Source organism: Marinobacter sp. CH_CUG1437-1, from assembly GCF_037029655.1.
Taxonomy (GTDB): Bacteria; Pseudomonadota; Gammaproteobacteria; order Pseudomonadales; family Oleiphilaceae; genus Marinobacter; species Marinobacter salsuginis.
Genome location: NZ_JAYMEW010000004.1, coordinates 277626 through 291106, shown reverse-complemented (window position 1 = coordinate 291106; position 13481 = coordinate 277626). Strand labels below are relative to the sequence as shown.

Below are 13481 nucleotides of genomic sequence, written 5' to 3'. Positions count from 1 at the left end.
TACCGTCATCAATGGCGACAGTGTAGCTGCTTGGAGCGAGTGCGGGGATGACAATTCGTTCAGGGGAGGTATCAGTTGTCCGGCAGGCGCATGGGCGCGTTCAGCGGTTCGCCGTCGAACAGCACATAATCGCTGCCCAGTTGAATCCGGCCTTCGCAGAACCAGCGCACAACGATAGGGTAAAGGATGTGCTCCTTGGCCTGTACCTTTTCCGCGAGGCTTTCGGGTGTGTCATCGGAAGCAATCGACACCTCTGCCTGGGCAATGACCGGGCCGCCATCCAGCTCTTCGGTGACGAAGTGGATAGAGACGCCGTGAACCCTATCACCCGCTTCCAGTGCCCTGCGGTGCGTGTTGAGCCCGGTGTACTTGGGCAGCAATGAGGGGTGAATGTTCAGCATCTTGCCCCGGAAAGCCCGGACAAAGTCGGTGGTCAGAATACGCATGAAGCCTGCCAGAACAATCACGTCCGGATTGTAGCGGAGGATTTCCGCCATCAGGGAGGCATCGAACTCATCCCGGGATTCGAAATTCTTGTGGTTGACCACAAAGGTTTCGATGTTGGCCTGGGCCGCGCGCTCGAGGGCAAATGCTCCGGGCTGGTTGCAGCCAACGGCAACGATCTGCCCCGGGAAATCCCGTTCTCGGCTGGCTTCAATGAGAGCCTGAAGGTTGGTGCCACTGCCGGAGGCGAGCACCAGGATTTTCGGTAACGGAGTCTGATCTGCCTTCATGCCGACAGCAGTCCCGGAGCGTAGCGAACGCTGGCATCGGCCTCTTCACTGTCTGCGCGCTCGATCGTACCCACGTGCCAGGCATGTTCGCCCAGAGCCTTAAGCGTATCCAGGGCGAGTTCCTTCTGGTTGGCCGGCACGCAGACAATCATGCCGATACCGCAGTTGAACGTGCGGTACATTTCTTCACTAGCCACGCCGCCGTTGTTCTTGAGCCACTCAAAAACCGGAGGCAGCGACCAGCTTTCGGTGTCTATGGCCGCGATGGTGCCGTTTGGCAGAACCCTGGGAATATTTTCTGGCAGGCCGCCACCGGTAATGTGGGACAGGGCCCGGACATCCACCTCGCGAATCAGTTGCAGGAGGTTCTTTACGTAGATGCGCGTCGGGGCCATCAGGGCATTCGCCAGGGTAGTGTCGCCCATAGGCTGCTCGAGGTCGGCGTTGCTGACTTCCAGAATCTTCCGGATCAGGGAATAGCCGTTTGAGTGAGGTCCGGAAGAGCCCAGGGCAATCAGAACATCGCCGGCCTGAACCCGGCCGCCATCAATGATTTCGCTGCGTTCGGCAACGCCCACGCAGAAGCCTGCCAGATCGTAGTCGTCGCCCTCGTACATGCCCGGCATTTCAGCGGTTTCTCCGCCTACCAGCGCGCAACCGGCCTGTTCGCAGCCTTCGCCGATCCCGGCGACAACCTGTGCAGCCACATCGACGTTGAGCTTGCCGGTGGCATAATAGTCGAGGAAAAAGAGGGGCTCGGCGCCACCGACCACCAGGTCGTTCACGCACATGGCAACCAGATCAATGCCAATGGTGTCGTGCTTGTCCAGTTGCATGGCCAGTCTGAGCTTTGTGCCCACGCCGTCCGTGCCGGAAACCAGAACAGGCTCGTTGTAGCCGGCGGGAATCGAGACCATGGCGCCGAAGCCACCCAGACCGCCAAGAACCTCCGGGCGACGGGTTCGCGCTGCGGTGTCCTTGATTCGGCTTACGAGTTCATTGCCTGCATCGATATCGACGCCAGCATCGCGGTAGGTCAGGGAGGGCTTCTGTTCGCTCATGGTGTACTTAACCGTTGGCCAGTGTGTCAGGCGGCGGATTTTAACAGGTGCGGTGTGGCGCTCCAAATGTATATTGCTTTTCCGAAATCCGTGGCTGCTACTCACGCCTTGGGGCATGGTGTATCCTATGCGCCATTCATGCGAATTGCAGGGTGTTTCATGTCAGTATCAGGACAAAAGCCGGCACACGGGTCTGTTTCCGCGACGTGGTTCTTTGCGTTGTTCAGCTTTCTGCTGGTCGGGTTTTCCGCCCCGGTAACCGCGGTGACAGTCTCCGGCCTGTACTCAGCCAAAGTACCGGTGGAAGGATCCTCGCCCGGGCAACTGGCCCAGGGGTATGCCGATGGCCTCAGCCAGGTCTTTATCCGGGTTTCCGGTACCCGTGAGGTGCTCGCCATGGAGGGCGTTGACGCACTGCTGTCCGACGCCGAGTCTTTGCTACTTTCCTATCAGGTTGCCCGGGATGAGTCCGGCCAGAGTGTTCTGAGCATGTCTTTCGGGGCGGTTGGTGTTAACCGTGCCCTGGCTTCAATCGATGCGCCGGTGTGGGGCGCCAACAGGCCGCTCACGCTGGCCTGGATCGCTGCCGAGGATCGTGGTTCGAGAACACTCGTCACGCGCCCAGAAGCGGGCGCCGTTGCAGAAAGCGCCGACACCTGGCGGGCTGCGTTCGATGAGGCGGCCGGTAAGCGGGGCTTGCCGGTTGCATTACCGCCATCGGATTTTGGCGCTGATCGGGAGTTGCTTTCGGATATCTGGGGGCAGTTTATCGGCCGGGTGAAGTCCGCCTCTGAGGATCTGGATCACGATGTTCTCGCGCTGGTTCGGGTCAGCCGCACCGGCGGCCAATGGCGAGCGGGCTGGGTGTTCGATGGTATGGCCATGAATACCGGTGAAGAGTCGGTTACGGCGCAGACTCCGGAAGCATTGGCGGAGGCCGTGATCAATCGCTGGGCCGAGCTCTACGCCAGCCGATATGCAGTCGCTGCATCAGAAGTGGGGGATTCGCCGCAGGTGGACATTGTTTTGCGCGGCGTGACCTCACTGGAAGACTATGCAAGAGCCAATAAGGTACTGGAGGGGCTGACACCGGTTGTCAGAGTCGGTGCCCACCGGGTACGCGATGAACAGCTTACCCTGCGCGTGGCGTTTTCCGGTGAGCTGGACCAGCTTCGAGAGTATATCGCCCTGGATCCGCGCTTTGTTCCGATGGAGTCAGACGTTCCCGCGGAACGCCCAGGTGCCGGGCCGACAACAGAAGGGCGGTTAACGTCGTCGGACGCGAAAACAGAAGCTGCAACCGGGAGCGGGGAAACCCAACCGGAGGGTTCGGATCAACAAACCTCTGTGGCAGGGCCCGAAGAAACCTCCCAGTTTACCTATCAGCCGGTGCCCGTCGATGAGGAGGAGGCTCAGGAGGCGTTCGAATCCCTGTACCAGGTTCTGTATTATCGTTGGCAACCGTCTTCTGTCATCGGGAGCGATGGCGGCGAATAAGGTGTAACCGGAGGGAGTCTTTTGAATTTGCACCGCTGGCGCTGGATTCCCAATGCCCTGACGTTCCTGCGTATCCTCTTGATCGCTCCCTTTGCCGGAGCACTCCTTGCCGGAGATTATCGCCGGGCGTTGCTGATTTTCTTCCTGGCCGCGGGTACCGATGCGGTTGACGGGTTCCTGGCCCGGCATTTCAACTGGCGTTCCAGGCTTGGGGCGATTGCCGATCCCCTGGCGGACAAGGCCCTGCTGATCACGGCCTACCTGATGCTGACACTCACCGCCGTTCTGCCGGTATGGCTGTTTTTGCTGGTGCTGGGTCGCGATCTTCTCATTGTTGTCGGGGCTCTGGCATACCACTACAAGGTTGGCCGATACGATATGGAGCCAAGCATCCCCGGCAAGATCAATACCTTTATCCAGATTCTCGTCGCCCTTGCCATTATCGTGCTTCTGGCGGACCTGCCGATGCAGCCCTGGGTGGTGGATGCCGGCATTCTCCTGGTGGCTGTTTCCGCAGTGTTCAGCGGCGGGCATTACCTGATTGTATGGAGCTTGCGGGCCTGGAGGGCTACCCGTCCATGACCGCGTCCCAGTTGGTGCTTGGGGTCAAGCTACGCGATGATGCCCGTTTCGATAACTTTCACGGTGACAGGAACACCACGGCGGCCCAGCGCCTTGAATCCGTGTGTCATCGGCCTGATGATGTTCCGGTGGTTGTTCTGTGTGGTGATGCCGATACCGGCAAGAGTCATCTTTTGCAGGCCGTGTGCCACCTGGGTGAGCAGCAGGGCAGGACGGCGGTCTGTATCAGCATCGCAGAGCTGGAGCCTTTCGGTGCCGATGCCCTGTCGGGGCTTGAGGGCCATGACATTGTATGTCTGGACGATGTCGATCGCATTGCAGGGCAGCAGGTATGGGAAGAGGCCATTTTTCACCTGTATAACCGGATACAGGATCGTGGCGGCCTGTTGTTGGTAAGTCTCTCTGATTTGCCAGCCAGCCTGCCCTTTGGATTGCCGGATCTGGTCTCGAGGTTCAGTCACGGGTTGGTCATCCAGTTGGGCATATACCGGGATGAGGATCGCCTGAAGATTCTACGGGCCCGGGCAGAGCAGCGGGGGCTGGTCATGGCAGATGACGTCGCCAGCTACATCATGCGCCGGGCCCCGCGGAGGCTCGGTGATTTGCTGGGGATTCTGGATATACTGGACGAAAACTCACTTCAGGCCCAGAGGCGGCTTACAATCCCCTTTGTGAAAACAGTGATGGATTGGTGAGCTGGACGGCACGCATTGCAGGGCAGAAAACGATAACGGGTTCATCAAGGGAGAGAAAAAATGAGACGGGTGGTATTCAATCAGAAGGGCGGTGTCGGCAAGTCCAGTATCACGTGTAACCTCGCAGCCATCAGCGCCGCTCGTGGAAAGCGAACTCTGGTTGTGGATCTTGATCCCCAGGGAAACTCCACCCATTATCTGCTCGGCAAGCCTGCCAGTGAGCTCAAGGACACCGTCGCCGATCTGCTTGAACAGACGGTTGCATTTACGGTTTTCAATCGCCGCCCGGATGAATTTGTCCACGCCTCACCGTTCAAGAACCTGTTTGTGATGCCTTCCAGCCCGGAGCTGGACTTCCTGGAACGCAAGCTGGAAGCGAAGCACAAGATCTACAAGCTGAGGGAGGCACTGAAAAAGCTCGGTGAATCCTTCGATGCGATCTACATCGACACGGCGCCCGCGTTGAATTTCTACACGCGCTCCGCGCTGATTGCCGCCCAGCGTTGCCTGATACCCTTCGATTGTGACGATTTTTCCCGGCAGGCCCTGTACAACATCCTGAATGAGATTCGTGATCTCCAGGAAGATCACAACGAGGACCTTGTGGTGGAGGGAATTGTTGCCAACCAGTTCCAGCCCCGCGCCAGCTTGCCGAAGCAGTTGGTCAGGGAGCTTACCGAAGAAGGCTTGCCCATGCTGCCGGTAAGGCTCTCAAGCTCCGTGAAAATGAAAGAATCCCATCAAAGCCGGCAGCCCCTGATTCACATGGCGCCCAAGCACCCACTGACACGCCAGTATGAGGACCTGTTCCGGGTCCTGCATGGTGAAACCGTGGAGCTTGAGCCGCTCAACGATTGAGGCGAGATTGATATGACTGAATCCGGTAACCCGATCGGGCAGGTTGCAGACTGCCTTCTGAACATTGAGATGGAGTTGCGGCAGCTGGGTCTCTGGGAGTCTGAGCCACCACCGGACGAAGCATTCCAGAGCGTTCAGCCATTCTGTATCGATACGCTGGAGTTCACCCAGTGGCTGCAGTTTGTCTTCGTTGAGCGGATGAAGGTGATCATCGAAAACGATCACCCGTTACCCTCGGCTTCCGGCATCGCACCGATGGCCGAGGAGCACTTCCGGGGACGGCCGGAGTCCGGGAGCCGGCTAGTCAGGGAACTGGAAGCTATCGATCGCCTTCTTAGTGACGGGTGATCAGTCCAGTCTCATAGACAGATCCAGGGCCTTCACATCTTTGGTCAGCGCCCCGATCGAAATGTAGTCCACGCCCGTCTCGGCGACCGGCACCAGGGTGTCGGCGTTGATGCCCCCGGAGGCCTCTAGCTTTGCCTTGCCCCCAGTGGTGGCAACAGCCGTTCGCATGTCCTCAAGCGAGAATTCATCCAGCATGATGATATCTGCGCCAGCCTTCAGCGCCTGCGCCAGCTCGTCGAGGTTCTCGGTTTCCACTTCAACCGGTTTGCCTGGCGCAATCCTGTGGGCGGCCTCAATGGCCTTGGCGATTGAGCCGCAGGCGGCAATGTGATTTTCCTTGATCAGGAAGGCGTCCCAAAGGCCGATGCGATGATTGAAGCAACCGCCACAGGTAACGGCGTATTTCTGGGCCAGACGCAGACCTGGCAAGGTTTTGCGGGTATCCAGCAGGCGAACCTGGGTGTGGGCAACCCGGGCAGCATAAGCGGCGCATGAAGTAGCTACCCCGGACAGGGTCTGGAGCCAGTTCAGGGCTGCTCGCTCGGCGCTCAGCAGGCTTCTGGCAGGGCCCTCCATAGTAAACAGCACCTGGTCCGGTGAAACGGTATCACCATCGGATACCTGCCAGGTGAGTTCCACGGACGGGTCCACTTGTCGGAACACCTCGTTAACCCATTCCCTTCCTGCAATCGTCGCGGTTTCCCGGGTAATCACGCGGCCCTTCGCCCGTTTGTCGGCGGGTATCAGCCTGGCCGTGATGTCACCATCACCAATGTCTTCCCGCAGGCTCTGGGCAACATTCTCAATTCGGGCCTGGCGAAGGAGTTCTGGGGAGATCATAGGGCAAAGTGTCCGGTGCAGAGGGTTGTAAGCGGTTTAGGCTGCCAATTCTAAAGGGCCGCCAGAGAATCGCCAAACTCTTGAGTCCAGACTGCTAAACTGTGATGCACGTCAGGTCTACACAAAAGGTGACAAAATCTGACACAACCTGACGTGGGCAGCTCGTATCATGTGAAGTGGAGAAACCAAAAGGCATTATTGCAAGACAAGGCGGAGCAGCGACATGGTGCACGATAACAAGGTTGTCAGCTTTTCAGGCCCGAAGCGGTCCGCCCGGTTTTCATTGCCTGCGCCCCTCATTCGTCTGCGTGACGCATCGGGTCAGTCCCTGAAGTCCGTTCTTGCCAGTTTTTTCGATCGTGCCGATGATGCCCTGTTCGAACTCGCCGACAGAGCCGGAACGAATCTTGACCAGACCGCCTACTTTGACGCTATGCGCGAGCTCAGGCTTCGCCGCAAGTCCATGGTGGTCTCGATCCTCCAGTACGTCAGCCAGGCGTTCAATGAAGTTGGCAAATTCCAACCCCAGCAGGGCGCCCGGTCCCTGGAGGACGTGGATGAGGACTCTCTCAGCCTGGTTGATCACTCCCAGTTGGAGCAGCAGGTTGCTGTGGACAACCTGATCAACAAGCTCCGGAACCGCTACACCGAACAGATCCGTCTGCTGACAGCGCGGGTTGGGCACCTGTTGCCGGGCATTGAGCTGAAAGACGTGCAGATGCCATTGAGTCCGGAAATCATCTGTGGCGGTGTTGCCGAAGCCTGTGCCGATCTGGATATCGATATCCGGGCCAAGCTGGTGGTTTTGAAGCTGTTCGATCGCCTGCTTGCCGATACTCTCGGTGACTTCTACAAAGAAGCGAACCGCACCCTGATTAATGAAGGGGTCATGCCCGACATGAAGCGTCCCCCTACCGGCAGGGTGCCCGCTCGCTCGGGTCAGCGCCCGACAGGCGAGAGTTCGGCACCGGCAGGCGCGGGCGGGCAGGCAGGTTTTTCTTCAGAGAACCAGGGTATGTCTCAATCGCAGGCAACATTCTCGGAGCTCAGTGCGCTGCTGCATCGGGGCGATACCGCTCCTGCCAGCGGTACTGCCTCTTACGGTGAAGGTTACATTGATACTGATCGACTGATGGCGCGCCTTACCGAGGCACAGTCCAACAGCCGTCAATGGGGTGATGATGCCGTTGTTCCGCTGAACGAGCAGCTTCAGCCGATCCTGCGCTCAGGTGATGGCAAAAGTCTGCACGTGGGTCAGGTAGACAGTGATGTGATCAACCTGGTTTCCATGTTGTTCGACTTCATCCTTGAGGATCGTCAGCTGCATCCTGTGATGAAGGCGTTGATTGGTCGCCTGCAGATTCCGGTGCTCAAGGTGGCATTGAGCGACAAGAACTTCTTCAATCGCGGCGGTCACCCGGTCCGTAAGCTGCTTAACGAACTGGCGCTGTCAGCCATCGGCTGGACCGAAAAAAAGGCCGGCCAGAGGGACCCGCTCAGGGAAAAAATCGAATCGGTTGTGGACAGGGTGCTGGGCGAGTTCACTACCGACGTCAGTTTGTTCGAAGAGCTGCTCAAAGACTTCAGCCACTTCATGGATCTCGACCGCAGACGTCGTGAGCTCGTGGAGCAACGCCTGCGGGATGCAGAAGAGGGTCGAGCCCGGCAGGAGCGTGCCTCTCAGGCGGCGGACGGATTGTTACAGGAACTGATGGAGCAACGGGACATTCCCGAGCCGGTTGTCGGGCTCCTGAACGAAGCCTGGACCAAATATCTGCAATGGGTGGTCCTCCGTGAAGGTGAGGAAAGCGACCGCTGGCAACACGCCCGGAATCTCACCGAGCAACTGGTGTGGAGTGTCGACCCTCGTCCGATCAATGACTCTACCCGTGGGGAGCTTCTCCGTGCGATTCCAGCCATTGTGGATGACCTTCGCAAGGCCCTCCAGGAAATTTCCTGGGACCCGTTTGCCACCGATGCGGCCATTCGTGACCTGGAACTGGCCCACGTAGACGTTTTCCAGCGGCTGGTGACCGCGCCGTCCCGTCCCGAACCTTTGGCGGAGCCTGAGGACTTGCCCGAGCCAGAGCCCGAGCGCTCGCTGCAAGAGCCTGTGGCTCCTCCGGCGCCAGACGAGGGGTTGAAGCAGACCCCTGCGCCGGCCGAGCCCGAGCAGGCAGCCTCTGGGCTGGCCAACGAGGCGCCCGCGGAAAAAGCGGGGATGGCAGAGACTGCGGATCCGGCTCAGGTATCGCCGCAATGGCTGGAAAAGGCGGAAAGCTTGCGCGTGGGTTCATGGATTGAGCTAACCCGAGACGAAACCAAGGTGCGCTGCAAGCTTGCGGCCTTTATCAAAGCCACTGGCAAGTACATCTTCGTCAACCGCAGTGGTGCCAAGGTGGCCGAGTATTTGCGTCTGGAACTCGCCGCCGACATGGAAGCCGGGAAGATCAGCATGCTCGATGATGGCCTCATTTTTGATCGGGCACTCGAGTCGATCATCGACAACCTGCGCAGCAGCCGCAAGGACTGATTCGTAGCAACCGTGGCAAGTTTGTGATTCAATCAGAGAGTGTAATCCTCTGATACATCTGGAATTACTTTGCCCGATACAGACGTTTTTGCCGAACGCCATACTGATTCCGGTACCGATGCAAGATTGCTTCGTGAAACCGGACGGATTCCCTTCGCCCGCTGGTGTCCCTCGCCAAATTTCGGGCCCCGTCCGGACGGGGTACCCATCTCCCTGTTGGTCGTCCACAACATCAGCCTGCCTCCCGGGCAGTTTGGCGGTCCAGAAATAGAGGACTTTTTCTGCAACCGGCTTGATCACTCCGCGCACCCATATTTCCAGACCATCGAGGGCGTTCAGGTGTCCGCCCATCTGTTGATTCGTCGGGATGGTGATCTGGTTCAGTTTGTCAGTCTGCTGGAGCGCGCCTGGCATGCTGGCCGTTCGTGTTTCGAAGGTCAGGACGAGTGCAATGATTTCTCCATCGGCATAGAACTGGAGGGGACTGACGACATCCCTTACACCCCTGAACAGTATCGTAGGTTGGCAGAGGTGGCGGACCTGATTATGGCAGCCTGGCCGGCCATCACTGCCGACCGTATCACCGGCCACTGCGACATTGCGCCGGGCAGGAAAACTGATCCGGGGCCGGCCTTCGACTGGCAGTACTTCCGGGCGGGGCTGCACGCAGCGAGAGGTTCGGGGAGGAACGTCTGAATGGTGTTTGTTGTGTTTCTGCTGGCTTACATGGTTCGCAGGCGTCTGGATTCCCTTGATCTGCTCTCCGGTGACGAGGTCTGGCGTCGCTGGTTCAGGCATGGCAGCCGGGTCAGGGCAGGCCGTGAGTCCGGGATAGGTATCGGGCTGGCACTGGTTCTATTGCCGGCCTTTCTGCTCGGGCTTGCGCAATATCTCCTGGTCGCCTCCGGCTGGAGAATGGCTGCTTACCCACTGGAGTTCCTGGTTCTGGTCGTTCTCATGGGAACGCCTGGTTGGCGACAGATCCTCCGGGCCTACGCAGAGGCATGGCAGCGGGGGGACATGCAGTCAGCCTGGCATCATGTGAAAGATCTTTTGCCGGCCGATGAACGGGGAGCAGCGGTGTCTCCCGAGGCCATGCACCTCTCGCTGTCGAAGGCACTTATGGTGTCGGTGTTCCAGCGCTTCTTTCTGGTGGCTTTCTGGTACGTGATTGGTGGTATCGGCTTTGCCGTTCTCGCCCGCGGTCTGGTTGCCCTTGCCGATCAGTGGCCCCAGGCTCCGGCAAGGCCGCGCTTTTCCGGGTTGGCGAACCTCGCCGGCTGGATCCCTGCCAGGCTTCTTGCCCTGACCTTCGGAATTGCCGGAGACCTGGCCGGCTGGCTGCGGGAAACCCGCCGCACGCTGACCGGTGTGACCAAAAAAGCCGGGGAGGTGCTCATGATTTCGGCCAACGGGTCGTTAACCGGGTATGCGCTGGATCCAGCCCGCTTTTCCCGGGTTCATCCGGATGAGTGGACAGCGTTCGGAGGACGTAGCCTGAGAGCAGTAAGGGATTTGTTGAACAGAAGCATGCTGGTCTGGATATGCATGCTCGCTCTGCTGGTCATTTCCGGGGTTGTCTGAGCCGGATTTTATAAAACGTTACAGTTTAACAAGAAATAATGCTTAAGTTTTTAAGACTTTAGGCGATAATAAAAGAAAAGAATATAAGTTCAGCTGTTACTTGCCAGCACGAGGGTCCCTGTGAAGCAACTCATTAATCCTGCCATCGCACTGATGAACCGGTTGCCGATGGTGTACAAGTTCAGTCTCATCAGCATTCTGTTCCTGTTGCCGATCGGTGGGCTGTCCTGGCTCGCCATTTCCGAGCTGAACCGTTCCGTCCAGACCATGACTCGAGGTGTCGAGGGGCTTGAGCAGCTTCAACAGGTTGACCGGCTGGTGGACGCCGCGATGGATTATCGCGATTATCGCTCACCCGCGATCATCAAGGATGAGAGCGCTATTATGGCGGTGTCGGAAGAGGCTGCCAGTGAGATTGATAATACGCTGGCGGCCCTGACTGCCGAGGAGCGTTCTTTCGATACTTCTGGCTCCTGGGGCGAGCAGGTCAACGACCTTCGGCAGGAGTGGGAGGCTCTGCGGGCTGAAGACAACTATCAGGGTAACTTCGATCCGCAGTTCAAGTATTACCAGGAATTTGTCCAGAAGGCTCAGGCCCTGCTTTCGGCCACCATTGAAATCTCGGGCCTGGGGCAGGGGGCGTCCCGGGAAAATCAGTTGATTCTCGGACTTGTCCGCGACTCATTACCGGCAGCCCGCACCGTGATTGGCCAGGCAAAATCCTACGGTATCTATGCCCTGGTCGAGGGGCAGGTAGGCTATGCGCTGAGCGAAACGCTGAACGAAATCTATGACCAGTTGACCAATCGCAGTTCACTGCTCTCACCAGCGTTGGCCCTGGCCTCTGAGGCATCGCCGGCTTTGGCTGAGCGGGCGGGCAATGCCATCCAGCGGGTTGATGAGAGCCTGATGGTGGTTCGGGATCAACTGGATGTGAACGTGATTACGCCGATGCGCCTGGAAATGCCCTGGACTGAATACAACGACCTGATGTCCGGGCAACTGGCTCACTATGATCAGGTCAAGGCGGCGGCTTTCAACGTGGTCGACGAGAATCTGCAGGCGCGGCTGAACAGTGAGGTCAATCAGCGCCGGCTGATCGTCATCGCCCTGGTTGTTGTTCTTCTGGTGGTGGTCTATCTCTATATCGGCTTCTTCATGTCTGTACGCACTGCCATTAACCGGTTCAGCGAAGCGGCTCGCAGCGTCGCTGCCGGCGATATGACCACCCACATCAAGCTGCGCAATCGCGACGAACTGGGTGAGCTGACCACGGAATTCAATAACATGACCGACCGGATTGCCGAGCTGATCCGTTCCGTCAGCCGGACTACGGCGGATGTGGACCAGCAGGCAACCCGGGTCAATGATACTGCGGCGGCCAACAGCGAAGCCGTGGCACGGCAGATGGAAGAAAGCGGCCAGATCAACGAAGCCATGAACCAGATGGTCGAGGCGGTTCACGAAGTTACCGAAAGCGCTCACCGGGTGGCAGACAGCGCCAGCAACGCCGAGCAGGACACCGAGACCGGTCGTGGCGTCGTTGCCGATACCGTAGAAACCATCAACAAGCTGGCAGGCGAGATATCCGGCGCCGTGGAAGTGATTAACCGGGTCAGCAAGGACAGCGACAACATCAGCCAGGTGCTGATAGAGATCAAGGCGATTGCCGAACAGACCAACCTGTTGGCCCTGAATGCCGCGATTGAGGCCGCGAGGGCAGGTGAACAGGGTCGTGGGTTTGCGGTAGTTGCCGATGAGGTCCGCTCACTCTCTCAGCGTACCCATAAATCCACCGAAGAGATCGAAGGCATGATTTCCCGGCTTCAGAGCGGCGTGAAAGACGCGGTGTCGGCCATGACCAACAGCCGGGATGTTACCGAGACAACGGTGCAGAAGTCTGGTGAAGTGACGGAAGCTCTGGACAGAATCGCCAAAGGCATCTCGGTGATCGTGGATATGAGCCACCAGATTGCACAGGCGGCAGAAGAGCAGTCTGCCGTTGCGAAAAACGTGAATTCCAGTGTCGAGCAGATTGGCGAACTGGGCCATAAAACGGCCGCCAATGCCGAGGAGACACTGGGATCCTCGAGGGAAATGTCGCAACTGACGGCCTCACTTCAGCGTCTGGTGGAGGCCTTTAAGGTCTGACTGGTGCCCGAACTTGGCGAGACAGTAAAAAATCCGGCCCTAGAGGCCGGATTTTTTTTGTTCCCAGAGAATTTCCTCACCGCCTTCGCGTCGGGCCAATACGCGGGCAATGACGAATAACAGGTCAGAGAGACGATTCAGGTAGTGCCGGGAAGCGGTGTTGATCGAATCCTCGTGGCCTAGGGCGACGACAACCCGCTCTGCACGGCGACAGACCGCACGGGCAAGGTGGCATTGGGCGGCAGCGGGGCTGCCGCCTGGCAACACAAAGTTCTTCAGTGGTGGTAGACCCTCGTTGTGCCGGTCCAGGGTGCCCTCCAACCACTCAATGTGTTCGTCGCCAATCACACGGCTGCCGGGAATGGCAAATTCGCCGCCAAGGTCGAACAGATGGTGCTGGATACGGCGCAGGCTTTCCACCAGTTCGTCGTCGCTGTCCAGTGTCTCGATCAAAAGCCCGATGTGGCAGTTGAGTTCATCAGCGGTACCCATGGCCTCGACCCGCTGGGCGTTCTTGGCAATACGATTTCCATCGGCCAGGCCCGTGGAGCCGTCATCGCCGGTGCGGGTGTAAATCTTGGAAAGGCGGTTGCCCATC

Annotated in this window: 13 protein-coding genes; 9 read left to right on the top strand and 4 right to left on the bottom strand. The window is 58.5% G+C overall.

Features of this window, described 5'->3' with window-relative positions:
* Positions 1 to 71 precede the first annotated feature (71 nt).
* Both purN and purM read right to left on the bottom strand, forming a co-directional pair.
* The gene (gene purN, locus WA411_RS13335; RefSeq protein ID WP_209398094.1) at positions 72 to 734 is read right to left on the bottom strand and encodes a phosphoribosylglycinamide formyltransferase; all 663 of its coding nucleotides are present in this window, start codon (positions 732 to 734) and stop codon (positions 72 to 74) included.
* Positions 731 to 1795 carry a phosphoribosylformylglycinamidine cyclo-ligase gene (purM, locus tag WA411_RS13330; protein ID WP_291907858.1) on the bottom strand — a complete coding sequence of 355 codons (1065 nt, stop codon included), beginning with the start codon at positions 1793 to 1795 and terminating at the stop codon, positions 731 to 733. Before purM ends, purN begins: the two co-directional genes overlap by 4 nt.
* Positions 1796 to 1954: 159 nt before the next feature.
* On the opposite strand from purM, the gene WA411_RS13325 reads away from it, so the two are divergent.
* The 5 genes from WA411_RS13325 to WA411_RS13305 are packed head-to-tail and all read left to right on the top strand — an operon-like array spanning position 1955 to position 5775.
* Positions 1955 to 3292: a DUF2066 domain-containing protein gene (locus WA411_RS13325; protein WP_291907856.1), complete on the top strand. Its 1338-nt coding sequence runs from the start codon at positions 1955 to 1957 to the stop codon at positions 3290 to 3292.
* A 21-nt stretch (positions 3293 to 3313) separates the two neighbouring features.
* Positions 3314 to 3874, top strand: coding sequence for a CDP-alcohol phosphatidyltransferase family protein (locus WA411_RS13320; RefSeq protein WP_069184550.1), 561 nt, complete (start codon positions 3314 to 3316; stop codon positions 3872 to 3874).
* Positions 3871 to 4569: a DnaA regulatory inactivator Hda gene (hda, locus tag WA411_RS13315; RefSeq protein ID WP_069184551.1), complete on the top strand. Its 699-nt coding sequence runs from the start codon at positions 3871 to 3873 to the stop codon at positions 4567 to 4569. The genes WA411_RS13320 and hda overlap by 4 nt, the downstream gene beginning before the upstream one ends.
* A gap of 60 nt (positions 4570 to 4629) precedes the next feature.
* Entirely contained in the window at positions 4630 to 5427 is a 798-nt protein-coding gene (locus tag WA411_RS13310; protein WP_136629648.1) for a ParA family protein, read from the top strand.
* Positions 5428 to 5439: 12 nt separating this feature from the next.
* The gene (locus WA411_RS13305; RefSeq protein ID WP_069184553.1) at positions 5440 to 5775 is read left to right on the top strand and encodes a YqcC family protein; all 336 of its coding nucleotides are present in this window, start codon (positions 5440 to 5442) and stop codon (positions 5773 to 5775) included.
* On the opposite strand, the gene nadC is transcribed toward WA411_RS13305, so the two are convergent.
* The gene (gene nadC, locus WA411_RS13300) at positions 5776 to 6615 is read right to left on the bottom strand and encodes a carboxylating nicotinate-nucleotide diphosphorylase (RefSeq protein WP_136629649.1); all 840 of its coding nucleotides are present in this window, start codon (positions 6613 to 6615) and stop codon (positions 5776 to 5778) included.
* A 223-nt stretch (positions 6616 to 6838) separates the two neighbouring features.
* Here nadC and WA411_RS13295 point away from each other — a divergent pair, with 223 nt between their 5' ends.
* The 4 genes from WA411_RS13295 (at position 6839) to WA411_RS13280 (ending at position 12883) form a co-directional block, all read left to right on the top strand.
* On the top strand, positions 6839 to 9148 hold the full coding sequence (locus tag WA411_RS13295; protein WP_291907851.1) for a DUF1631 domain-containing protein: 2310 nt from the start codon (positions 6839 to 6841) through the stop codon (positions 9146 to 9148).
* 126 nt (positions 9149 to 9274) lie between these two features.
* On the top strand, positions 9275 to 9844 hold the full coding sequence (gene ampD / locus WA411_RS13290; RefSeq protein WP_291907936.1) for a 1,6-anhydro-N-acetylmuramyl-L-alanine amidase AmpD: 570 nt from the start codon (positions 9275 to 9277) through the stop codon (positions 9842 to 9844).
* Positions 9845 to 10732 carry a regulatory signaling modulator protein AmpE gene (gene ampE / locus WA411_RS13285; protein WP_291907850.1) on the top strand — a complete coding sequence of 296 codons (888 nt, stop codon included), beginning with the start codon at positions 9845 to 9847 and terminating at the stop codon, positions 10730 to 10732.
* 120 nt (positions 10733 to 10852) lie between these two features.
* Positions 10853 to 12883, top strand: a complete 2031-nt coding sequence (locus WA411_RS13280) for a methyl-accepting chemotaxis protein (RefSeq protein WP_291907849.1) — start codon at positions 10853 to 10855, stop codon at positions 12881 to 12883.
* Positions 12884 to 12922: 39 nt separating this feature from the next.
* Here WA411_RS13280 and WA411_RS13275 read toward each other — a convergent pair whose 3' ends face one another.
* Positions 12923 to 13480 (bottom strand): cob(I)yrinic acid a,c-diamide adenosyltransferase, encoded by a 558-nt coding sequence (locus tag WA411_RS13275; RefSeq protein ID WP_291907847.1) that lies wholly within the window; start codon positions 13478 to 13480, stop codon positions 12923 to 12925.
* Position 13481 lies beyond the last annotated feature (1 nt).

What these genes read in the sequence shown, in the direction of transcription:
- purN (WP_209398094.1), bottom strand. Translation starts at nt 734, where the DNA reads ATGAAGGCAGATCAGACTCCGTTACCGAAAATCCTGGTGCTCGCCTCC.
- purM (WP_291907858.1), bottom strand. Translation starts at nt 1,795, where the DNA reads ATGAGCGAACAGAAGCCCTCCCTGACCTACCGCGATGCTGGCGTCGAT.
- WA411_RS13325 (WP_291907856.1), top strand. Translation starts at nt 1,955, where the DNA reads ATGTCAGTATCAGGACAAAAGCCGGCACACGGGTCTGTTTCCGCGACG.
- hda (WP_069184551.1), top strand. Translation starts at nt 3,871, where the DNA reads ATGACCGCGTCCCAGTTGGTGCTTGGGGTCAAGCTACGCGATGATGCC.
- WA411_RS13310 (WP_136629648.1), top strand. Translation starts at nt 4,630, where the DNA reads ATGAGACGGGTGGTATTCAATCAGAAGGGCGGTGTCGGCAAGTCCAGT.
- WA411_RS13305 (WP_069184553.1), top strand. Translation starts at nt 5,440, where the DNA reads ATGACTGAATCCGGTAACCCGATCGGGCAGGTTGCAGACTGCCTTCTG.
- nadC (WP_136629649.1), bottom strand. Translation starts at nt 6,615, where the DNA reads ATGATCTCCCCAGAACTCCTTCGCCAGGCCCGAATTGAGAATGTTGCC.
- WA411_RS13295 (WP_291907851.1), top strand. Translation starts at nt 6,839, where the DNA reads ATGGTGCACGATAACAAGGTTGTCAGCTTTTCAGGCCCGAAGCGGTCC.
- ampE (WP_291907850.1), top strand. Translation starts at nt 9,845, where the DNA reads ATGGTGTTTGTTGTGTTTCTGCTGGCTTACATGGTTCGCAGGCGTCTG.
- WA411_RS13275 (WP_291907847.1), bottom strand. Translation starts at nt 13,480, where the DNA reads ATGGGCAACCGCCTTTCCAAGATTTACACCCGCACCGGCGATGACGGC.